Below are 20,706 nucleotides of genomic sequence, written 5' to 3'. Positions count from 1 at the left end.
GGTGTAGACTGCTCGTCATTCAGCAGCGCGCCTGGTGTGTGATCCCGGTGGCTGCATCGTGATCCACCGTTCCTCAAGCCGTCGCCAGAGGTTCGCAACCCCACTGTCGAGAGGCTTTGCCATGTCCCGTCGTTCCTCGTCGCGGTTGTCCGCGCGTGCCCTGTTGTCCCGTCGTCGCCCGCTGGCCGTCGCGCTGGCCCTGTCCGCCCTGGTCGCCGGCCCGTCCGCCGCCGAGGGCGTTGCCGCCGCGACCGACATCGACACCGTGCATGTCACCGCCGAACAGATCGCACGCCAGGCGCTGGGCACCTCGGTGATCACCTCGGTGGACCTGGAGCGCCTGCCGCCGGCCAACGACCTGTCCGAAGTGATCCGCCGCATGCCGGGCATCAACCTCACCGGCAATACCGCTTCCGGTGCCTACGGCAACTTCCGCCAGATCGACATCCGCGGCATGGGCCCGGAGAACACGCTGATCCTGATCGATGGCCGCCCGGTGAGCTCGCGTGATTCGGTACGCATGGGGCGCAGCGGCGAACGCAACAGCCGCGGCGACAGCAACTGGGTGCCGGCCGAAGCGGTGGAGCGCATCGAAGTGCTGCGTGGCCCCGCCGCCGCGCGCTACGGGTCCGGCGCTTCCGGTGGCGTGGTCAACATCATCACCAAGAAGCCGACCGGTAACCTGACCGGTTCGCTCACCCTGTACGGCAGCCAGGCCGAGCACAGCGCCGAGGGGGACAGCGAGCGCGTTGGCTTCCAGTTGTCCGGCCCGCTCAGCGAGCGCCTGTCCTTCCGGCTGTTCGGCAACATCAACAAGACCGACCCGGATGCACTGGAACTCAACCAGGACTTCGCCACCGGCGTGACCCCGCCGGCCGGCCGCGAGGGCGTGCGCAACCGCGACATCAGCGGCCTGCTGCGCTACGACATCAACGACGACCACGTGGTCGAACTGGATGCCAGCGTCAGCCGCCAGGGCAACATCTATTCCGGTGAACGCGGCGTCAGCGGCGACGGTTTCCAGCGCCTGAACGACCTGTTCGGCGCCGAGACCAACATCATGCTGCGCCGTTCGTTCGGCCTGACCCATCGCGGTCGCTACGACTGGGGCACCTCGCGCATCACCGCCGCCTACGAGGACACCGACAACACCCGCCTCAACGAAGGCCTGGCCGGCGGACCGGAAGGCTCGATCAACGAGAACGCCAGCTTCTCCACCTCCGAGCTGACCTCCGCGCGGGTGGACGGCGAGATCAACGTGCCGCTGGGCTGGGGTGGCATCGACCAGGTCGCGACGGTCGGCTTCGAATACCGCGACCTGAAGCTGGATGACCCGTACTCGGTGACGCAGAGCTCCAGCAGCGGCGGTGGCATCCCGGGATACGGCGGCGCGCGCACCGGCAAGACCGACCAGCAGTTCGCCGCGGTGTTCATCGAGGACAACCTGTACTTCGGTGACCGCTGGACGGTGACCCCCGGCGTGCGCTTCGACCATCACTCGCAGTTCGGCAACAACCTCAGCCCCAGCCTCAACGTACAGTTCAAGCTGGCCCAGGACTGGGCGATCAAGGGCGGCATCGCGCGTGCGTTCAAGGCGCCGAACCTGTACCAGGCCAACCCGGACTACCTGTACTACACGCGTGGCAACGGTTGCCCGGTGCTGAGCCCGAACATGGGCTCGGGCTGCTACGTGATGGGCAACGCCGACCTGGATCCGGAAACCAGCATCAACAAGGAGATCGGCATCGAGTGGGCGCCGGACAACGGCTGGCACGCCTCGGTCACCTATTTCCACAACGACTACAAGGACAAGATCGTCGCCGGCCAGGACCGCATCGGCGTGACCAACGACACCAAGGGCCAGGTGTTCCAGTGGACCAATGCGCCCGAGGCGATCATCCGCGGCGTGGAGGGCAACCTGAAGGTACCGCTGGTCGGCGGCGGCGACGTGCTGTCGTGGAACACCAACGTCACCTGGATGATCGAGAACGTCGACAAGACCACCGACCAGCCGCTGTCGATCATCCCCGAGTACACCATCAACACGTTCCTGGATTGGCAGGTGAACACGCAGCTATCGTTCATGCTGACCGGCACCTTCTACGGCAAGCAGGAGTCGGCCACGCAGTCCAGCACCACCGGTGCGGTGCTGCCGCCGGACACGCGTGGTGCCTACGACCTGTGGAGCCTGGGCGGCCAGTACCGGATCACCCCGAAGGTGCGCGTGGGTGGCGGCGTGAACAACCTGTTCGACAAGCGCCTGTTCCGCGAAGGCACCACCAGCACCAGCGCCACCGGTGCGGGCGCGGCCACCTACAACGAGCCGGGCCGCAGCTACTGGGTCAACCTGACGGTCGGCTTCTGAGGGCGGTGGCGATGCACAGGGGCACGCACGGCGCGCTGCGCCGTGCCATGGCGGTGATGGCCATGGCGATCATTGCAACCACGACGCTGCTGGCAGCGCCGCCGCTGGCGGCACAGCAGCGCAATCCCGCGCAGGTGATCGGCGAGACGGTGGCCGACCGCAGCTCTGCGCACTACCGCTTCGAGCGGTTCGTGGTGAGCAGCGCCGACGGCAGCCGTCGCTGGCGGGTGAACCTGGGGATCCCGGCCGGCAAGGCGCCGGCCGCGGGTTTCCCGGCGATCTGGATGCTGGACGGCAATGCGGCATTGATCGAGTTCGATGACAGCGTGCTGGAAGAACTGGCGCGGACCACGCCGAGCCTGCTGGTGTTCGTCGGCTACGACAACCCGTTGCGCATCGACTCGCCGGCACGCACCCGTGATTACACGCCGTTCGCCGATGAAGGCGAGGATGGCACCGTCTCCGGCGGGGGCGCCAATGCCTTCCTGGACGTCCTGGAACGCCAGGTCCGGCCGGAAGTGGCGCGCCGGGCCGCGCTGGACGCCAGCCGGCAGACGCTGTGGGGGCATTCCCTCGGTGGCCTGTTCGTGCTGCACGCGCTGTACACCCGCGCCGGGGCGTTCCAGACCTATGCCGCGGCCAGTCCATCGTTGTGGTGGACGCAGGGCGCGATGCTCGGCGCACCGGAACGGCAGTTCATCGCCAACAATGCCGGCCATCACGCACGCGTGCTGCTGATGCTCGGCGGCGGCGAGCGCACGCCGGACTTCAGCAACCGCGACATGGGCAATCCGCGGGTGCAGGCCCACCTCAAGCGCATCTCCGGCGCGCCCTCCGGGGCCGCCACCGCGCTGGGCACGCGACTGCAGCAGGTGCCGGGACTGGACACCGAGTACATCGAGTTCGACGGGCTCAGCCACGGGCCGATGTTCCGCGCCTCGTTGATGCGCACCCTGCATCGGGTGGCCGGCATCGGCGACCGCAGCGGCGAGCCGCGTCCCTGAGCCGCAACCGCGGCCGACCTTCGCACACGGCGGCCGATGCGCCGCCCGCCAGACAACCCAGGCCGCGTTATGGCCCAGGCAATCACCCCACCCGCACGCCAAGGGCGTGCATCGATCGATGAGGTAATGCGCCATGGCAGTCATCCCTTCCCGTTTCCCGCGCCCGGCCGTGCTCGGCCTGGCCCTGCTGCTTGCGACCGGCGCCGCCGGCGCACAGGTATTCGGCCAGCCCGACGTCGACTTCAAGGGCAGCGTCCGCGCGACCGCGCCGGTGGTGCTGCCGGGCAGTGAAACCGGCATCGAGGGCAGCGGCTTCACGCCGGGGCAGAAGGTCACCCTGCAACGCGGTGACAGCGTGCTCAACGCGCAACCCTACGTGGCCGATGGCGAAGGCCGGTTCCGGGGAACGTTGCGCATCCCGGCCGATGCGGCCGTCGGCGCGCAACCCATCGTGGTGCGCGCCAGCAGCCCGGACGCGGCGTCGATCTTCGCGCTGAAGGTTTCGCGGGAGGTGCCACTGTCCGGCCAGGAGCGCATCCAGGCCGCCAGCAACCGGTTGGTGCAGGGCCTGTACCAGGTGGCCTACAGCCCCGCGAGCAAGGCCGCGTTCGTGACCAGCGCGGTGGGCCGCCCACCGGTGAAGCAGTCCGAACTGCTCAAGGTCGACCCGGAAACCCTGCAGGTCCTGGCCCGCGTCTCGCCGCAGGCGGCACCGGCACCGGCCGCGCAACCGGGCCAGCCCGCGCGCGAAGGCGGGGTGTTCGCCGTGTACGGGGTCGGCGTGGATGACACCCATGGCAACGTGTGGGTGACCAACACCCGCCAGGACACGGTCGCCGTGTACCGCCAGTCGGACCTGGCGCTGGTCAAGCAGTTCCCGGTGGGGGCGGTGTCGCATTCGCGTGACGTGGTCATCGACCCGCAGCGCAATCGTGCCTATGTCTCGGCGACCGGCGAGGATTTCATCAGCGTGTTCGACACGCGCACGTTGCAGCAGCTGGACAACATCACCCTGGCTTCGGGCAAGCGCGGCGAGAGCTTCACCCCGACCAGCCTGGACATCGATCCGGCCACCGGCAAGGTGTACACCGCGAGCCTCGGCTCGGCCGAGGCGGCGATCATCGACGGAGCCGCGGGCAAGGTGGAGAAGGTGATCGCGCTGGGCAACGCGCGCAGCGCGATCGGCGTGGCCTGGAACCCGCTGGCCAAGCGTCTGCTGGTGGTCGCGCAGGGCAGCGACAACCTGCTGGTGGTCGATCCGGAAAGCGGCAAGGTCGAGCACGATGTCTACGTCGGTGCCGGTGCGTTGAACGTGTCCTACAGCCCGGCCACGCGCCTGGCGTATGTCAGCAACCGCGGTGCCGGCACGGTGACGGTGGTGGACGAGGCCGGCAACATCGTCGCCAACCTCGATGGTGGCACCTACCCGAACCACGTCAGCAAGGGCCCGGGCACGGCGATGTTCGCGATCAACAAGTCGCGTGGCGAGGACGATGCCAAGGGTGATCGCATCACCCGCTTCATCCCGACCCGGGAGTAACCGCCACGCCGGCACGCGACGTCGTGCGGGCATGCGGGAGGTGCCGGCGACGGCATCTCCCGCCCTGCCATGAAAGGGCTTGCCGTGGCACGGACCGCGCGCGCAAGCGCCACCAACGAGGAACCCCTGATGAAGAACTCCACCATCCTGCCAACGGGATTGGGCCTGCTGCTGGCGGTGCTGGCAGTGGGTTGCAACCGTGCCCCATCGCCTACGCCGGCATCGCCCACGCCGGCATCACCCACGCCCTCGGCAACCGCTGGCGGCGGCGCCGACACCGCTGGCTTGCCGCAGGGCTGGAAGCGCGTGGCCGGCCAGGATGTCCCGCAAGCCACGGCGGCCACGCCGCGGCTGCCGGCGCGGGTACGCTCCGACGACGGTGCCGAGGTGGAGGTTCGCGACGTCGGCCGCATCGTGGCCGGCGGCGACGACGTGATCGCCGTGCTCGAAGCGCTGGGCCTGGCGGACAACCTTTACGCCGCGCCCGAGCGCTCGGCCACCGCGGCCGGCAAGGCCGCCGAGAAGCATTTCCTGTTCAACCGCACCACCGGCGTGGAAGGCGTGCTCAGCCTGGACGGCAGCCTGTTCCTGGGCAACAGCCTGCGCCGCCATGGCGTGCTGGCCGAGCGCCTGCGTGCCACCGGGCATGCAGCGGTGGTGATCGATGACCTGCAGCCGCCGCCGGACAAGGTGCGCAAGGTGGCCGAGGCGGTCGGGCTGCCCGTGCAGGGGCAGGCACTCGCCATGCAGGTGCAGGCGCAGATGGACCAGGCCGCGGCCATGGCTGCGCACAACCCACGGCGTCCGCGCGTGATCGCGCTGTCGGCCAGCGGTGCGGGAGGATTGCCGACCGTCGCCGGCGCCGACAGCGCGGCCAACCAGCTCATCACGCTGGCCGGCGGCATCAACATCGGCGAGGAGGCCGGGGTGGCCAATTACTCGCAGCTCAGCAACGAGGGCGTGGTGGCGGCAGCACCGGAGGTGATCCTGGTGACCGACAACGACCTGCGCCTGTTCGGCGGTGAAGCCGGGTTGTGGAAGGCGTATCCGACCCTGCGGCATACGCCGGCCGGCGCCGCCAACCGCGTCTGGGTGATGCCGGACATCGCGCTGAAGGCCACCAGCGTGGGCTCCGGCGCGGGCGCGCTCGCGCTGGCGCACGCCCTGGCCGAACTCGCGCGCGGATGATCGCCGGGCAGGTGCGGCGACCGAACGGTGCGCTGTTGCTGGTGTTGTTGGCGGCGGTGCTGCTGGCCGCGGTGCTGCTGTCCTTCGCCGTCGGCCCGCTGAAGCTGCCGCCTGCTGACGTCCTGCAGGCCATCGCCGCGCGGTTCGGGCTGGCCGATCCGCACACGGTCAGTGCCCGCGACATAGGCGTGGTCTGGCAGCTGCGCATCCCGCGCGCGCTGCTGGGAGCGCTGGTGGGCGCGTCGTTGGCGATGGCCGGCGTCGCCCTGCAGGGATTGTTCGGCAACCCGCTGGCCGACCCGGGCATCGTCGGCGTCAGCCAGGGCGCCTCGCTGGGTGCGGTGGCCGCCATCGTGCTTGGCGCCGGAACGCTGGGCGCCTGGCTCATTCCCCTCGCAGCCTTTCTCGGTGGCGCTGGTGCCACCACGTTGATCTACCTGTTGGCGCGGCCCGGGCGCGGTGAGGGCACTGCCACATTGCTGCTGGTTGGCATCGCCATCGGTGCGGCCTGCTCGGCGGCGGTTGGCTTCCTGACCTACATCGCCAGCGAGAGCGAACTGCAGTCGCTGGTGTTCTGGCAGATGGGCTCGCTGGCGCACGCGCGCTGGAACGACGTGGCAGCGGTGGCACCGGTGTTCCTGGTCGGCCTGCTGGCGCTGTGGCGCCTGGCGACGCCGTTGGACATGCTGGCCCTGGGCGAGCGCCAGGCGCGCCATATCGGTCTGGATGTGCCACGCACGCGGCTGCTGCTGGTGGTGTTCAGCGCGCTGCTGGTGGGCGCGGCGGTGGCATTCGCCGGCAGCATTGGCTTTGTTGGCCTGGTGGTGCCGCACCTGGTGCGCATGCTCGCCGGCCCGGGACACCGTTGGTTGCTGCCGCTGTCGGGCGTGACCGGCGCGTTGTTGATCGTGGTGGCCGATACCGCCGCGCGCACGCTCGATCCGCCTTCGGAAATCCCGCTGGGCCTGTTCTCGGCGGCACTGGGTGCACCGTTCTTCCTGTGGCTGGTGCTGCACAGGCGTGGCCGGGGGGCGGCATGAGCACGCCGTTGCTGGAGCTGCGCAATGCCGGGGTGATGCGGGGCAATCGCCGGGTGCTGTCCGGGGTGAGCCTGTGCCTGGAAGCCGGCACGCTTACCGCGCTGGTGGGTCCCAATGGCGCAGGTAAATCAACCTTGCTGGCGTTGCTGGCCGGTGATGCCGTGCCAGACCAGGGCAGTGCGATGCTGTCCGGGCGTGCACTGGCGGATTGGCCAGTGCGCGAACTGGCGTTGCAGCGTGCGGTGATGGCGCAGGATCACGCGGTGCGATTCGCCTTCAGCGTGCACGAGGTGGTGGCGATGGGGCGCTTGCCGCATCCGCCTGACCGCGAACAGGACGCACGCATCACCGCGCAGGCCATGGCCGAAGTGGAGGTGAGTGCCTTGGCCGGCCGCGACGTGCAGACGTTGTCCGGTGGCGAGGCCGCGCGTACCTCGCTGGCACGCGCGTTGGCGCAGTGCACGCCGGTGCTGTTGCTGGATGAACCCACCGCCGCGCTGGATCTGCGCCATCAGGAGCGCACGTTGCACAGTGCCCGTGAACTGGCCCGGCAGGGGCGCTGCGTGGTGGTGGTGCTGCATGACCTCAATCTGGCCTCGGCCTATGCCGACCGCATCGTGATGCTGTGCGAAGGCCGCATCGCTGCTGATGGCACACCACGTGTGGTGCTGACCCGCGACATCATCGGGCAGGTGTACGGGCAGGCGGTGCACGTGATCGAACATCCCACCCGTGGCGTACCGCTGGTGGTGCCTTGCGACGAATGATCGGCGGGGACTTTGCCGGTAACGCCTCCGCGGAGCACGGCCCTGCTCCATAACACCCAAAAAAATGCCCCGGCGAACCGGGGCATTCTTCATTGCTCGTTACCTGGTAATTACTTGGAGCGGTAACGCAGCGTCAGCTGGTACTCGCGGCCCGGCTGGTTGTACCAGGCAACGGTTTCGTACGCGCGGTCGAACACGTTGGCGGCCTTGGCCTGGACACTCCATGCATCGTTGATGGCGTACTCAGCGCGCACATCCACGGTGCCATAGCCGGCCAGACGCACCGTGTTGGCCGCGTTGTCGAAGCGGTGGCCGCTGCCGGCCGCGGTCACGCCCAGGCGCACCGGGCCGAAGCTCTTGTCCACGTCCAGGCGACCGCTGGTGCGCGCGCGGCGGGCCAGCAGGTTGTCGTAGGTGGCCGCGCCGGAGGTGTGGTCGCGCGGGTCGGTGAAGCTGGCCTGGGCGTTGATGTCGAAACCGGCCAGCGACAGGTAGCCGGTCAGCTCGGCGCCGCGGATGCGGGCCTCGGCGACGTTGACGATGTTGAAGCTGCTGTCGTAGCCGATCAGCTGGTCCACGCGGGTTTCGTACGCGTTCAAGGTCCAGTTCCAGTTGTCGGCGTACTGCGCGATGCCGATGTTCAGGCTCTTGGACTCTTCCGGCTTCAGGTCCGGGTTGCTGAAGCCCGGGTAGTACAGGTCATTGAAGGTCGGTGCCTTGAAGCCGGTGCCGGCGCTGGCGGTCAGGCGGAAGCCGTTGCCGAAGGCGAAGCCGTAACCCAGGCTGCCGGTGGTGTGGTTGCCGAACTGCTCGTTGTCGTCATTGCGCACGCTGGCCTGCAGCGAGTGCGCGCCGAACTGGCCCTGGTACTCGACGAACACGCCGAGGTTGTCGCGGTCCCCGATGTCGTAGGCGGTGGAGCTGGTGACCTTGTCGTTCTGCCAATCGGCACCGGCGGTCAGCTGCTGGCCTTCGGCGAACTGGAAGTCGCCCTGCACGCTGGCGGTGTCGCGACGGGTGTCGAAGTTGCTGGCGAAGGTGCGGCTGCCGTTGGCGGCGAAGTAGTTGTCGGCCTGGTCGCGGTTGCGGCCGACCTGTGCGGTCAGCTGGAACGCATCGGAAGCGGCCCATGCCAGCTTGCCGCCGTAGACCTGCTGGCGGTTGTCGGCCTCGTTGCCGCCGAAGATGCTGCCGTCGTATTCGTTGAAGCTGTCGGCGTTGAGCACGTGGCCTTCCAGGCTCAGCGTGTCGGTCAGCGCATAGCCGCCGCGCACGTTGATGGAGGTGTTGCGGTAGCCGTCGCGGTCCGGTTCATCGGCGAAGCAGCCAGCGCCCCAGCCAGCGGCGGTGCCGCGGCAGGCATTGATGCCATCGGTCTTCTGGTAGCCGCCCTGGGCCGAGATCCAGCCGCGCTCGCCACGGTTGCTGAAGCCGGCGCTGGCCTGGCGCAGGTTGTTGCTGCCGGCGGTGATGGACAGGTTCTGCTGCAGGCCCTGGCCGGCGGTGCGGGTGAAGATCTGGATCACGCCGCCGATGGCCTCGGAGCCGTACAGGCTCGAACGCGGGCCGCGCACGATTTCAACGCGCTCGATCTGGTCCACCGGCAGGTCCTGCAGTGCGGCCATGCCGCTGGTGGCCGAGCCCACGCGCACGCCGTCCACCAACACCAGCACCTGGTTGGAGTTGGTGCCACGCAGGAACAGCGAGGTGATCTTGCCGGTGCCGCCCTGGTTGGCGAAGTCCAGACCGGCGCGGCCGCGCAGCAGCTCCAGCACCGAGTTGGCCTGGCTGCGGTCGATCTGGTCGCGGTCGATCAGCTGCACCGGGATCACGCTGGCCTCGACGGCAACCGGGGTACGGGTGGCGGTGACGGTGACGTCGTCCAGGTCGGTGGTCCTGGACTGCGCGGCGGCAACGGCCGGCAGCGCCATCAGCACGGCGAGGGAGAGGGTGTGGTAATGCAGTTTCATGCTTGCTCCTGGGCCTGCGCGCTCCCGCGCAGACAAACGGGTGGGGCTGCCAGGAGAGGGAAGGGACGGAAGCAGGCGCGCACACGGCGCCGCAGCCGCCGCCATGCCCTCCGCATCGCAACCAGTCGGCTTTCGGGCCGGTCTCCGGACTCGCAGGCGAAGCAGCATGGCTGCTTCCGGTCAGGCGCCTTCCCGTGCCTTGCACAGTGGCGGTGTTGCCTGGCCTTGTCCTGCTTACCGTTGCGGGGGCAGCGCCGGAATGGCGACAGGCTGGAGATCCAGCCGTGCGCGGCACCGGCTTCCCGTTTCAACCCGCCAGCATGGCCGGTGGGTCACCCGAAAGTGCGCGCATTCTATGCCATTGGCCCTGACGGTGCCCGTGAATGCACATCACGCCCTGATGCGCGGTGTCCTGAGGTTCCCTGGCGTGGCGGTCCGCAATCCCGTGGCGGCGGCTAAAATGCCCGATTGCCTTGGCAGTATCGGAACACTCGTGACAGAAACATGGTTCGGGCAGGCCTGCGGGCTGCCTTCGCAGGAGCACCGGCAGCAGGCCATCGCCCGCCAGCGGCAGCTGACCAAGCCGGAAGGCGCGCTGGGCCGGCTGGAAGCCTTGGCCATCGAACTGGCGGCGCTGCAGGGCACGCCGCAGCCACAGGCTCGGCGGGTACCGGTGCTGGTGTTCGCCGGTGACCACGGCGTGGCCGCGCAGGGCGTCTCGGCCTATCCGGCCGAAGTCACCGTGCAGATGCTGCACAACTTCGCCGCCGGCGGTGCCGCCATCGCGGTGCTGGCGCGTGAGCTGGGCCTGCCGTTGCACGTGTGGGACGTGGGCAGCCGCGCCACGCAGCCGATCGCCGGCGTGGTCAGCGACAAGCCCCGACCGGGCACGGACGACTTCAGCGTCGGGGCGGCGATGTCCGCGGCGGATCTGCACGCGGTGTTCGACGCCGGCCGCCGTGCGGTGGATGCGGCCTGTGCCGACGGTGCCGACCTGCTGGTGTTCGGCGAGATGGGCATCGGCAACACCACCGCCGCCAGTGCGCTGGCCGCCGCGCTGGGGCCGCTGCCGCTGGAAGACCTGGTCGGTGCCGGCACCGGCTTGGACGCGGTGCGCATGGTGCAGAAGAAGAACATCATCGCCCGCGCGCTGTCCCTGCACGGCGAGGCGATCAACGCCGCGGCATCGCCCGGGATGGAAGCCCTGCAGCGCGTGGGTGGGCTGGAGATCGCCGCGATCAGCGCGGCGATGATCCGCGCCGCGCAGCGCAGGGTGCCGGTGCTGGTGGATGGCTTCATCGTTTCGGCGGCGGCGCTGGCCGCGGTACGCATCAATCCGGGCGTGCGCCCGTGGCTGCTGTTCTCGCACCAGTCGGCCGAGCGTGGCCACCTGCACCTGCTGGACGCGCTGCAGGCACAGCCGCTGCTGTCGCTGGACCTGCGGCTGGGCGAGGGCTCCGGTGCGGCGCTTGCGTTGCCGCTGGTGCGCATGGCGTGCGCGCTGCACAACGGAATGGCCACCTTTGCCGAGGCGGCGGTCGCCGATCGGGAGGGCACGCCATGATCCTGGACCTGATGCGACATGCCTCCACCGGCCGCTCCGGCCACCTGGACGGCCGTACCGACCCGCCCTTGATCGACGGCGCGATGGATGCGCTGTACCGCAGCCATGCCGGCATCGGCTGGAGCCGGGTGATCAGCTCGCCGCGCCGACGCGCGCTGGACACCGCGCATGCATTGGTGGCCGGCAGCAACCAGTTCTGCGAGATCCACCCGGACTGGGCCGAACTGGATTTCGGTGACTGGGACGGCCTGCACTTCGACCAACTGCCCGCCGAGCAGCTGGCCGCGTTCTACGAGGAACCGCACGACACGGTGCCGCCCAACGGCGAGTCGTGGCCGCAGTTCCAGGCGCGCGTGGAGGAGCAGCTGCATCGCCTGGTGGACGAGGACGACGGTGACGGCCAGCCGGTGCTGGTGGTCAGCCACGCCGGCGTGCTGCGGTTGGCGGTATCGCGCGTGTGCGGCATGCCGTTGTCGGTGTTGTGGGCGATGCGCATCGACTATGGCACCCGCGTGCGCCTGCGCGTGGAGCGCGGCGACGATGGCCGCTTGTGGGGCGAACTGCTGGAGTTGCGGCAGGCATGAGCATGCGCCGGCTGGTCCTCGCCATCCAGTTCCTGACCCGGCTGCCGACGCCGCAGGTACGGGACTTCCGCCAGGAGGACCTGAGCCGTTCGGCGGTGTACTACCCGTTGGTGGGAGCGATCATCGGCGTCCTGCTCGCGCTGCCGCTGTACGGCTTCGCCGACCGTCCGTGGCTGGCCGGGGTGCTGACCCTGCTGGTCTGGGTGTGGGTGACCGGCGCGCTGCACCTGGACGGGTTGGGCGATGTGGCCGACGCCTTCGGCGCATCGCATCGCGATCCGCAGCGTTTCCTCGAGGTCCTCAAGGACCCGCACATGGGCGTGTTCGGCGTGGTCACGCTGGTGATGCAGCTGCTGCTCAAGTTCGTGCTGCTGACCGAGCTGGCGGTCAGCCCGCTGTGGTACGGCATCGTGCTGGTGCCGGTCTGGGCCCGCTGGGGCACCTTGTGGTGGAGCCGGCGGTTGCCCTCGCTGCATGGCGCCGGCATGGCCGAGCGGTTTTCATGGCAGCTGAGCCTGCGTTCGATGTGGCTGTGGGCGGTGCTGCTGGCGGTGATCACCGCGATCGTCGCCTGGCCGTTGCTGGTCGCCCTGCTGCTGGTGCCGCTGGTGGCGTTGTACTGGCGTCGCCGGCTGGGGGGCATTTCCGGCGATTGCCTGGGCGCCAGCGTCGAGGTCACCGAAACGATGCTGCTGGTGGTGCTGGTGGTAGCGGCAGGCGTGTCCTGACAACACACGGTGTCGCGGGAGCGGCCTTGGCCGCTCCTGCACACAAGCGTGGCTCACTCCTCGCCGAAGCGGATCTCGCCGGTTTCCTCGGGCTCGTCCTGCGGCTGCATGCGCGTCTCGTGCACGGGGCCGGCCACCTGCGCGGCGCGCAGCGTGGTCAGCTCGCCGGCCACCGCTTCGTACTCGCAGACCAGTTGTTGCCGGCGTGCCTCGGGTACCTCCTGCCAGTGGCAACCCACCAGCGCGCCCTCCAGCGAATACAGCAGGTTGAGGCTGGGCTTGAAGCCGGCCCGGCGCACCTTCATGAAGGCGCCCACCGCACCGACCGCGGCGATGTCCTGTTCGGTGCGCAGGCCGACCTGGCGCAACCAGGCCGCGCTCTTCGGGCCGATGTTGCGCAGCTTGGTGGTGCTCACCGCAGCGCCTCGACGAAAACCTGCGCGATGGCTTCCAGCCCGAGCTGGTCATCGCCATCGAAGCGCGCCAGCACCGGGCTGTCGATGTCGAACACGCCGACCAGTTCGCCATCGCGTACCAGCGGCACGACCAGTTCCGAACGCGAGGCCGAGTCGCAGGCGATATGGCCCGGGAACGCATCCACGTCCTCGATGCGCTGGGTCTGGCGGGTGCTGGCCGCCGCGCCGCACACGCCCTTGTGCAGCGGGATGCGCACGCAGGCCGGCAGGCCCTGGAATGGCCCGACCACCAGTTCGGTGCCGTCGTAGAAGTAGAAACCCACCCAGTTCAACTGCGGCAGTGCGTGGTAGACCAGCGCCGACAGGTTGGCCGCGTTGGCGATCCGGTCGGTTTCGCCGTGTACCAGGGCGCGGGCCTGGGCCAGCAGCTGGGCGTACTGTTCCGGCTTGCTGCCGGTAAGCGTGTTGGTGCTGAACATCGTGAGAGTCTAACCGCGACGGGACCGGTGATTTTGCCACCGCAGGCGCATTGCCGCGCCGCCCGCGCGTCACTGCCTCCTGCAAGGCAGGCCGGTGGCGGCAACGGACGGGCAAAAAAAGACCCGTCAGCGGGAGGGGATGCTGACGGGTCTGGGATTGCGCGGGGGAGGGGACCGCGCAAATTCGGTTGCAGGTTCAGCGCGTCTTGCCGCTGGCCTTGGGCGTGGCGGTGAACGGCTGGCTGGCCAGTGCACCCAGCGCCTCGCTGGTCTTCAGGTTCAGGCCGATCACTTCCTGTCCGGCCGAGGCAAGGCGCTCGAAGTTGTCACGTGCCAACTGCATGCCCTTGGGCAGCAACGCCTGCAGGTCGGCCTGGGCGCCGGCCTGGGCCAGCTCACCGAAGAAGCCCGCGGTGGCATTGGTGTTCCGTTCCAGGGTGCGCAGCTGCACCCCGAACACGCTTTCGGCATTCTCCAGCGTCAGCCGGTTCGCGCGGTTGGCCGCGGCGGCGAGCTGCTGGGTGTAGCTGCTGAAATCGTTGAACTGGGCGGACATCACGGCGTTCCGGAAGGCCTTTGTTGCGTTGCAGCATAGCGCGGATTTTGCGCAGCGCAACACCGCGGGACGGATTTTTCTGACCCATTCAGTTTTGCGCGCCATTTCCCTGCCCTTTCGCCGCAGGCGGAGGGGAGGGGGGAGCGCTTGGCGCGGTGCCGGATGTCGGCAGTGATGCGCCGCCGATGCAAGTGGGCGGGCCGGTGCCTGTACTGGCTTCGCGGCCGAGGCCGCGCCTACGGCAGGGCTGGCGCCCTTCAGCTGCCGCGATAGCTGCAGCCGGAGGTGCAGGTCTCATGCACCACCACTTCACTGAGCAGCGGCAGCGAAGGCTTCAAGCGTTCCCAAATCCACATGGCCAGGCGCTCGCTGGTCGGGTTCTCCAGGCCGGGGATGTCGTTGAGGTAGTGATGGTCCAACTGGTCATACAGCGGCTGGAAAGCGGCCTTCAGGTCACTGAAGTCCATGATCCAGCCGGTGTCGGCGCCCGGTTCGCCGCTGACCCGCAGTTCCACGCGGAACGAGTGGCCGTGCAGGCGTGCGCACTTGTGGCCCGGCGGCACGTTGGGCAGCCGGTGTGCGGCTTCGAGGGTGAAAACCTTGAAAATATCCATGCGCGCAATTGTAGGGCGCTGACAGGCCACGTGCCGGCCGGTCCGATGCGGGCCGCGGACGCAGGTTTTCATATATTCATCCATCTTGATGAAGAGATGTAACTTTTCGTCATGTGTGGATGAGCGGAGGTTATTGGCCGGACATTTACCGCGCATGTCCTACTTGCCGGGCAATTTCCGCTTCCTCCCCCCCGAGCTCATGCCCAATCGTTCCCTGCTTGCCATCGCCGTCGCGGCTGCCGCCGCGGCGCTCTCCCCCCACGCCTTCGCCGAGGCCGCCAACGACAGCAAGACGCTGGAGGCGGTGCGAGTCACCGGCTCCAACATCAAGCGCAGCGACACCGAGACCGCCAACCCGGTGCAGGTGATCGAACGCCAGCAGCTGGAGGAATCCGGCAAGGCCACCGTCGCCGACCTGCTGCGCTCCATCTCCGCCAACACCGGCAACGCCGCCAACGAAACCAGCAACAGCGGCTGGGCCTCGGGCTCGGCCGGCATCGGCCTGCGTGGCCTGTCGCAGAAGAACACGCTGGTGCTGCTCAACGGCCGCCGCCTGGCCAACTATGGCTTCCCGTCCGGTGGCCTGTCCGACACCTTCGTCAACCTCAACGCGTTGCCGCTGGTGGCGGTGGAGCGCATCGAAGTGCTCAAGGACGGCGCCTCGGCCGTGTACGGTTCCGATGCGGTGGCCGGCGTGGTCAACATCATCACCCGGCAGGGCTTCGAAGGCGCCGAGCTGGGCGTCAGCGGCGGCACCTCCGAGGCCGGCGGCCTGGACCAGCAGAACGTCAAGTTCATCGGTGGCATCGGCGACCTGGACACGGATGGCTACAACATCCTGGTCTCGCTGGAAGGCTACAACCGCGACCGCCTGGACCAGGACCAGCGTGCGCTGACCCGCTCGGGCATCTACACCGACCTGGCCGGTGGCCGCTGGAACGGCTGGTCGGCCAAGGGCGCGCGCTACCTGGTCGACGGCAAGTCGGTGCCGATGCTCGATGCCAGCGGCAACTGCCCGGAAGGCACGGTGCTCACCGCCAGTGCACCGATCGACGGCCTGGCCGGCGATACCTGTGCGTTCAACCAGGCGCCATACACCACGCTGATCCCGTCGACCAAGCGCTGGCAGGCCTACGTCAACGGCACGCTGCGCCTGAATGATTCGGTCGATGCGTTCGCGGAAGTGATCTACAGCGACATCAAGGGCGTGTCCTGGTTCGGCTCCAGCCCGTTCTTCACCCTGGAAAGCGGGCGCTTCGCGCTCAACGCCGACACCGGGCTGGCCGAGCCGGTGCGTTCGACCCTGCCCGCCGGCAACCCGTACAACCCGTACGGCGTGGACGTGCCGATCGAGTACACGTTCTTCAACCTCGGTGGCACCCTCAAGACCAATCGTTCGCAGGCCTATCGCGGCGTGGTTGGCCTGCGTGGCAGCGGCGAGAAGTGGGATTGGGAAGTGGGAGCATTCCAGGCCGCGAGCAAGGAGCGTGAAACCGTCTCCGGCGGCTTCGCCAACCGCTGGGCGCTGTACGACGCGCTCGCGTCGGGCAGCTACAACCTGCTCAACCCGTCGGCGACCGACCCGGCCGTGCTCAAGGCCATCGGCCTGAGCACGCTGCGCCCGGCCGATTCGGTGCTCAAGGGCCTGGATGCCAAGGTCTCCGGCACGCTGGGCTCGACCTGGGCCGGCACCATCGGCTTCGCCGCCGGCGCCGAATGGCGCCAGGAAACGCTGGACTCCGACAACCCCTGGCAGATCGATGCCGGCCTGCAGGTGCGTCCGGCCATTGCCGAGGTGCACGGCGAGCGCAAGGTCAGCGCCGCCTACGCCGAACTGAACGTGCCGCTGCACAGCACGCTGGAGCTGCAGGCCGCCGCGCGCGCGGACCACTACAGCGACTTCGGCAATGCGTTCTCGCCCAAGCTGGGGCTGCGCTGGCAGCCGCTGGACTGGCTGCTGGTCCGCGCCGCGGCCTCGCGCGGTTTCCGCGCACCGTCGCTGTCGGAGAACTCGGCCTCCACCAGCATCGCCTACGGCTCGGTGGTCGATCCGCACGATCCGGACGTGGCCGGTTCGCGGCAGAATCCGACCTTCTTCACCGTCGGCAACAACAACCTGGACCCGGAGCGCACGCGCAGCTTCAACGCCGGCATCGTGCTCTCGCCGTGGCAGCGCACCAGCCTGAGCGTGGACTACTACCGCATCAAGCTGGACAACCTGATCGGCAGCGGCAACACCACCACGCTGGTGGCCGAGAACAACCCGGCCAACGTGCTGCGTGATGCGCGCGGCAAGCTGCTGGCCGTCTACAACCGCTACCAGAACCTGAGCGAGCTGGAGACCTCCGGCATCGACGTGGAACTGCGCCAGGGCTGGTCCACCGCGCGCCTGGGTACGTTCGGCCTGTCCTCGGCGCTGACCTATGTCATCGACTACAAGCGCCCGCAGGTCACCGGCGGCCCGCTGGTGGACTACGCCGGCTCCAACCTCGGCCCGTCCCTGCCCGATACCAAGGCCACCACCACGCTGGACTGGGCGCTGGGCGACTGGCGCACCGCGCTGACCTGGTACTACACCAGCGGCTATGACCAGGAAGGCAGCGCCGCGGCCAAGGCGGTGCAGAAGGAGGTGGCCAGCTACAGCCAGTTCGACCTGTACCTGGGCTACACCGGCATCGACAAACTCACCGTCTACGCCAAGGTGCAGAACATCGGTGACCGTCAGCCGCCCCATGATGCGACCTTCCCGGGCGTGCGCGCACCGTACGACTTCAGCCAGTACGACCTGCGCGGCCGCTACTACACGGTGGGCTTCGACTACCGCTTCTGACCGTGAGCCCCTCTCCTGCGTGCGGGGGAGTGAGCGTCACGCGTTGACTCATGCCTTTCCCGCATGCGGGCGGCTGACGCATTGACTCAAGCCCCTCTCCCGCATGCGGGAGAGGGGTTGGGGTGAGGGCAGGACGGGTACCCTGCGTGGCTCGACTCCATCCACCCCCGGGCGCCACAACCCAACGCCCGAGGCGCCCTCATCCGCCCCTGCGGTGCAGCTTCTTCCACGCGTGGGGGAAGTGAACAGCCGGCACCGTTCGCGATCCGTGCCAAACAACCGGGGAATCCGTCGCCCATGTCATTCCGCCTTGTCCTTGTCCTTGTCCTTGTCCTGTTGCTCGCGGCAGCTGTCAGCGCAACACCGGCCTTCGCCCAATCCAGCTACTACTTTCCAACCGCGCAGCAGTTCGATGCGAAGGTGCCCTCGCCGCAGCAGTTCCTCGGTTACGACATCGGCAGCCAGTACACCCGCCACGATCAGCTGGTGGCGTACTTCAACGAACTGGCGCGTGTTTCGGACCGGGTCACCGTCGAGGTCATCGGCCAGAGCTACGAACATCGCCCGCTGTTGCTGGTGACCATCACTTCGCCGCGCAACCATGCGCGCCGCGCGCAGATCCTGGCGCAGCGGCAGGCGCAGGTGGACCCGGCGCAAGCGGCCCCGGGCGCCGACGCGCCAGCGGTGGTCTGGCTAGGCTACAGCGTGCATGGCAACGAGACCTCCAGCGCCGAAGCGGCCCTGCTCACGGCGTACTATCTGGCCGCCAACCAGGACGCGGAAACCGCGCGCTGGCTGGACGAGGCGGTGGTGGTGATCGATCCGGCGCAGAACCCCGATGGGCGCGACCGCGCCGCCAACTGGCACAACGCCTGGGGGTCGCGCCCGCCGTCGGCCGACCCGGCCGACAAGGAGCACGTCGAACCGTTCCCCAGTGGCCGCGTCAACCACTACTTCACCGACCTCAACCGCGACTGGCTGGCCCTGGCACAGGCCGACAGCTGGCCCAAGGTCGCGCAGTTCCATCGCTGGTACCCGAACATCCAGATCGACTTCCACGAGATGGGCAAGGACAGCACCTACTACTTCGAGCCCTCGCCGAAGAGCATGGAAAGCCCGCTGCTGCCGAAGTCCTCGTACGCGGCCAACCACTGGCTGGCGCGCTTCCATGCGCAGGCGCTCGATGCGTTGGGTTCGCTGTACTACACCGGCGAGAACTTCGACAACTTCTCGCCGATCTACGGCTCCACCTATCCGGACTTCCACGGCGGCGTCGGCGTCACCGTGGAGCAGGCCAGCTCGCGCGGGTTGGTGCAGGAGTCGGTCAACGGCCCGCTGCATTTCAACTTCACCATCCGCAACCAGGTCGCGACCGGGTTGGCCAGTGTGCGCGGGGCGGTCGAGGACCGGGTGCGTCTGCTCGCCTTGCAGAAGGATTTCTTCCGCAGCGCCTTGACGCAGGCGGCGGCCTACCCGGTGCGGGACTGGGTGTTCGGTGATGCCGCCGACCCCACGCTCACCCACCGCTTGCTGGCCGTGCTGCTCCAGCATCGCATCCAGGTGCACGCGCTGGCCCGCGATGTCGAGGTCGATGGCAAGCGTTTCCAGGTCGGTTCGGCCTACGTGGTGCCGGCGCGACAGCCGCAGTTCCGGCTGGCCCATGCGATCTTCGAGTTCACGCCGCCGGTGAAGGGCGACGTGTTCTACAGCGGAACCTCCTACGCCGTGGCCGCAGCCTATGGGCTGCGCTACGCGGCCAGCCGCGGTGCCTTGCCGGCCGGTGCGGTAGTGGATGGCGTTCCGCAGGCGCAGGGTGGCATCAGTGGCGGCCGTGCCGGCTTTGCCTACGTTGCCGATGCACGGGATTTCGGCAGCTATCGCCTGATCGGTGGGTTGCTGCGCGACGGGGTGCGGTTGCGCACCGCGCACCAGCCCTTCACCGCGGCCACGGCATCGGGCGAGGTGGCCTTCGGCCATGGCGCGGTGGTGATCCCGGTCGCCGGTCAGACGCTTGATGCCGATGCCCTTCGGGCCAGGGTGCTGGCGCGCGCACAGGACGCCGGTGTCACCGTGCATGCCCTGACCAGCGGTCGTAGCGCCGGCGGCATCGACCTGGGCAGCGACAACGTGCGGGTGTTGCGTGCGCCGAGCATCGCGCTGGTGATGGGCGAGGGCGTGTCGCCCACCGAGATCGGTTCGGCCTGGTTCGCACTGGACCAGGCTCTGGGGCTGCCGTCCTCCAAGCTGGACCCCGTACAGCTGGCCAGCGTGGACCTGTCGCGCTACACCTCCATCGTGCTGTCCGGCGGTACCTATGCCACGGTCAGCGAGGCCGGCATCGCCGCGCTCAAGCGCTGGATCAGCGCGGGCGGCTCGCTGGTGGTCTACGGCAGCGGCGCGCGCTGGGCCATCGACAAGGGGCTGGTGGAAGCCAGGCTGCGTGCCGGCGCCGGCAAGGACGACGGCGAACGGCTGGATTTCGGCACCGTGCGTGACGTGTTCGCGCTGGGCCGGGTCAGCGGCAACATCCTCAGTGCCGACATCGATCCGACCCATCCGCTGGGCTTTGGCGTGCAGCAGCGCAGGATCTGGGTGAACAAGGAAGGTGGCCTGGTGCTGGAGCCGGTGAAGAACGCTTTCCTCAACGTGGTCAACATCGATCCGGAGCCGCTGGTGAACGGGTACCTCTCCGATGCCAACCGCGCGCGCGTGTCCGGCTCCAGCTACCTGCAGGTGGTGCCGACCGGCAGCGGCAACGTGGTGGTGTTCGCCGACGACCCGGCGCACCGCAAGTACTGGCATGGCACCGAACGCCTGCTGCTCAACGCCCTGCTGCAGGCCAACCAGCTCACCCCGCCGCGCCAGCGCGGGGAGTAACGAAGAAGGCCTGAAGCCGTTCTCCCGCCTGCACTAGCGAAGAACCAAAGCCCCTCTCCCGCCAGCGGGAGAGGGGTTGGGGAGAGGGCCGGCAGCAGCCAGCAGCCTTCATCACCCCAAAACCCAACCAACAAAAAAGCCGACGCAATGCGCCGGCTTTTTTTTAGCTCGGATCCGCTACTGC

16 protein-coding genes and 1 riboswitch are annotated in these 20,706 nt (G+C 68.6%); of the genes, 11 read left to right on the top strand and 5 right to left on the bottom strand.

Annotated features, from left to right (window positions below; genetic code table 11):
* The first annotated feature begins 121 nt into the window (after nt 1-121).
* From AC06FE_RS09150 to AC06FE_RS09125, 6 genes are all read left to right on the top strand, one after another.
* Nucleotides 122-2,365: a TonB-dependent siderophore receptor gene (locus tag AC06FE_RS09150; protein WP_478072860.1), complete on the top strand. Its 2,244-nt coding sequence runs from the start codon at nt 122-124 to the stop codon at nt 2,363-2,365.
* Between the two features lie 11 nt (nt 2,366-2,376).
* Nucleotides 2,377-3,369, top strand: coding sequence for an alpha/beta hydrolase (locus AC06FE_RS09145; RefSeq protein ID WP_478072859.1), 993 nt, complete (start codon nt 2,377-2,379; stop codon nt 3,367-3,369).
* Nucleotides 3,370-3,502: 133 nt separating this feature from the next.
* The gene (locus tag AC06FE_RS09140; RefSeq protein ID WP_192287727.1) at nt 3,503-4,909 is read left to right on the top strand and encodes a YncE family protein; all 1,407 of its coding nucleotides are present in this window, start codon (nt 3,503-3,505) and stop codon (nt 4,907-4,909) included.
* Nucleotides 4,910-5,038: 129 nt separating this feature from the next.
* Entirely contained in the window at nt 5,039-6,097 is a 1,059-nt protein-coding gene (locus AC06FE_RS09135; protein WP_478072858.1) for a heme/hemin ABC transporter substrate-binding protein, read from the top strand.
* Nucleotides 6,094-7,137 (top strand): FecCD family ABC transporter permease, encoded by a 1,044-nt coding sequence (locus AC06FE_RS09130; RefSeq protein ID WP_478072857.1) that lies wholly within the window; start codon nt 6,094-6,096, stop codon nt 7,135-7,137. The genes AC06FE_RS09135 and AC06FE_RS09130 overlap by 4 nt, the downstream gene beginning before the upstream one ends.
* Nucleotides 7,134-7,904, top strand: a complete 771-nt coding sequence (locus tag AC06FE_RS09125; RefSeq protein ID WP_478072856.1) for a heme ABC transporter ATP-binding protein — start codon at nt 7,134-7,136, stop codon at nt 7,902-7,904. The genes AC06FE_RS09130 and AC06FE_RS09125 overlap by 4 nt, the downstream gene beginning before the upstream one ends.
* Nucleotides 7,905-8,014: 110 nt before the next feature.
* On the opposite strand, the gene btuB is transcribed toward AC06FE_RS09125, so the two are convergent.
* The gene (gene btuB / locus AC06FE_RS09120; protein ID WP_478072855.1) at nt 8,015-9,874 is read right to left on the bottom strand and encodes a TonB-dependent vitamin B12 receptor; all 1,860 of its coding nucleotides are present in this window, start codon (nt 9,872-9,874) and stop codon (nt 8,015-8,017) included.
* Between the two features lie 118 nt (nt 9,875-9,992).
* Nucleotides 9,993-10,229: riboswitch (cobalamin riboswitch) on the bottom strand.
* A gap of 138 nt (nt 10,230-10,367) precedes the next feature.
* On the opposite strand from btuB, the gene cobT reads away from it, so the two are divergent.
* Genes cobT through cobS form a run of 3 tightly spaced genes read left to right on the top strand, consistent with a single transcriptional unit; the run spans nt 10,368 to nt 12,750 of the window.
* The gene (gene cobT / locus AC06FE_RS09115; RefSeq protein WP_313252284.1) at nt 10,368-11,438 is read left to right on the top strand and encodes a nicotinate-nucleotide--dimethylbenzimidazole phosphoribosyltransferase; all 1,071 of its coding nucleotides are present in this window, start codon (nt 10,368-10,370) and stop codon (nt 11,436-11,438) included.
* On the top strand, nt 11,435-12,022 hold the full coding sequence (locus AC06FE_RS09110) for a histidine phosphatase family protein (RefSeq protein WP_313252283.1): 588 nt from the start codon (nt 11,435-11,437) through the stop codon (nt 12,020-12,022). Before cobT ends, AC06FE_RS09110 begins: the two co-directional genes overlap by 4 nt.
* Complete coding sequence (gene cobS / locus AC06FE_RS09105) at nt 12,019-12,750, top strand: adenosylcobinamide-GDP ribazoletransferase (RefSeq protein WP_478072854.1); 732 nt, start codon at nt 12,019-12,021, stop codon at nt 12,748-12,750. Before AC06FE_RS09110 ends, cobS begins: the two co-directional genes overlap by 4 nt.
* Before the next feature lie 53 nt (nt 12,751-12,803).
* Here cobS and AC06FE_RS09100 read toward each other — a convergent pair whose 3' ends face one another.
* From AC06FE_RS09100 to queD, 4 genes are all read right to left on the bottom strand, one after another.
* Complete coding sequence (locus AC06FE_RS09100; protein WP_478072853.1) at nt 12,804-13,166, bottom strand: TfoX/Sxy family protein; 363 nt, start codon at nt 13,164-13,166, stop codon at nt 12,804-12,806.
* Entirely contained in the window at nt 13,163-13,645 is a 483-nt protein-coding gene (locus AC06FE_RS09095; RefSeq protein WP_132865724.1) for a GAF domain-containing protein, read from the bottom strand. The genes AC06FE_RS09100 and AC06FE_RS09095 overlap by 4 nt, the downstream gene beginning before the upstream one ends.
* 196 nt (nt 13,646-13,841) lie before the next feature.
* Nucleotides 13,842-14,201, bottom strand: a complete 360-nt coding sequence (locus AC06FE_RS09090) for a phasin family protein (RefSeq protein WP_192287718.1) — start codon at nt 14,199-14,201, stop codon at nt 13,842-13,844.
* A 257-nt stretch (nt 14,202-14,458) separates the two neighbouring features.
* The gene (gene queD / locus AC06FE_RS09085) at nt 14,459-14,815 is read right to left on the bottom strand and encodes a 6-carboxytetrahydropterin synthase QueD (protein ID WP_132865722.1); all 357 of its coding nucleotides are present in this window, start codon (nt 14,813-14,815) and stop codon (nt 14,459-14,461) included.
* A gap of 199 nt (nt 14,816-15,014) precedes the next feature.
* On the opposite strand from queD, the gene AC06FE_RS09080 reads away from it, so the two are divergent.
* Both AC06FE_RS09080 and AC06FE_RS09075 read left to right on the top strand, forming a co-directional pair.
* Nucleotides 15,015-17,645 (top strand): TonB-dependent receptor plug domain-containing protein, encoded by a 2,631-nt coding sequence (locus tag AC06FE_RS09080; RefSeq protein WP_478072852.1) that lies wholly within the window; start codon nt 15,015-15,017, stop codon nt 17,643-17,645.
* 297 nt (nt 17,646-17,942) lie between these two features.
* Nucleotides 17,943-20,522, top strand: a complete 2,580-nt coding sequence (locus AC06FE_RS09075; protein WP_478072851.1) for a M14 family zinc carboxypeptidase — start codon at nt 17,943-17,945, stop codon at nt 20,520-20,522.
* Nucleotides 20,523-20,706: the final 184 nt, after the last annotated feature.

It is taken from the genome of Stenotrophomonas sp. Steno-C18 (assembly GCF_056393195.1).
Note: the sequence above shows the minus strand (reverse complement) of the source record. Positions and strands in the feature narration are given on the sequence as shown.

Bases quoted from the DNA above. Each gene is read 5' to 3' on its own strand.
- AC06FE_RS09140 (WP_192287727.1), top strand. From the start codon at position 3,503: ATGGCAGTCATCCCTTCCCGTTTCCCGCGCCCGGCCGTGCTCGGCCTG.
- AC06FE_RS09095 (WP_132865724.1), bottom strand. From the start codon at position 13,645: ATGTTCAGCACCAACACGCTTACCGGCAGCAAGCCGGAACAGTACGCC.
- AC06FE_RS09110 (WP_313252283.1), top strand. From the start codon at position 11,435: ATGATCCTGGACCTGATGCGACATGCCTCCACCGGCCGCTCCGGCCAC.
- AC06FE_RS09135 (WP_478072858.1), top strand. From the start codon at position 5,039: ATGAAGAACTCCACCATCCTGCCAACGGGATTGGGCCTGCTGCTGGCG.
- AC06FE_RS09150 (WP_478072860.1), top strand. From the start codon at position 122: ATGTCCCGTCGTTCCTCGTCGCGGTTGTCCGCGCGTGCCCTGTTGTCC.
- AC06FE_RS09075 (WP_478072851.1), top strand. From the start codon at position 17,943: ATGTCATTCCGCCTTGTCCTTGTCCTTGTCCTTGTCCTGTTGCTCGCG.
- AC06FE_RS09090 (WP_192287718.1), bottom strand. From the start codon at position 14,201: ATGTCCGCCCAGTTCAACGATTTCAGCAGCTACACCCAGCAGCTCGCC.
- AC06FE_RS09080 (WP_478072852.1), top strand. From the start codon at position 15,015: ATGCCCAATCGTTCCCTGCTTGCCATCGCCGTCGCGGCTGCCGCCGCG.
- cobS (WP_478072854.1), top strand. From the start codon at position 12,019: ATGAGCATGCGCCGGCTGGTCCTCGCCATCCAGTTCCTGACCCGGCTG.
- btuB (WP_478072855.1), bottom strand. From the start codon at position 9,874: ATGAAACTGCATTACCACACCCTCTCCCTCGCCGTGCTGATGGCGCTG.
- AC06FE_RS09145 (WP_478072859.1), top strand. From the start codon at position 2,377: ATGCACAGGGGCACGCACGGCGCGCTGCGCCGTGCCATGGCGGTGATG.
- queD (WP_132865722.1), bottom strand. From the start codon at position 14,815: ATGGATATTTTCAAGGTTTTCACCCTCGAAGCCGCACACCGGCTGCCC.
- AC06FE_RS09125 (WP_478072856.1), top strand. From the start codon at position 7,134: ATGAGCACGCCGTTGCTGGAGCTGCGCAATGCCGGGGTGATGCGGGGC.
- AC06FE_RS09130 (WP_478072857.1), top strand. From the start codon at position 6,094: ATGATCGCCGGGCAGGTGCGGCGACCGAACGGTGCGCTGTTGCTGGTG.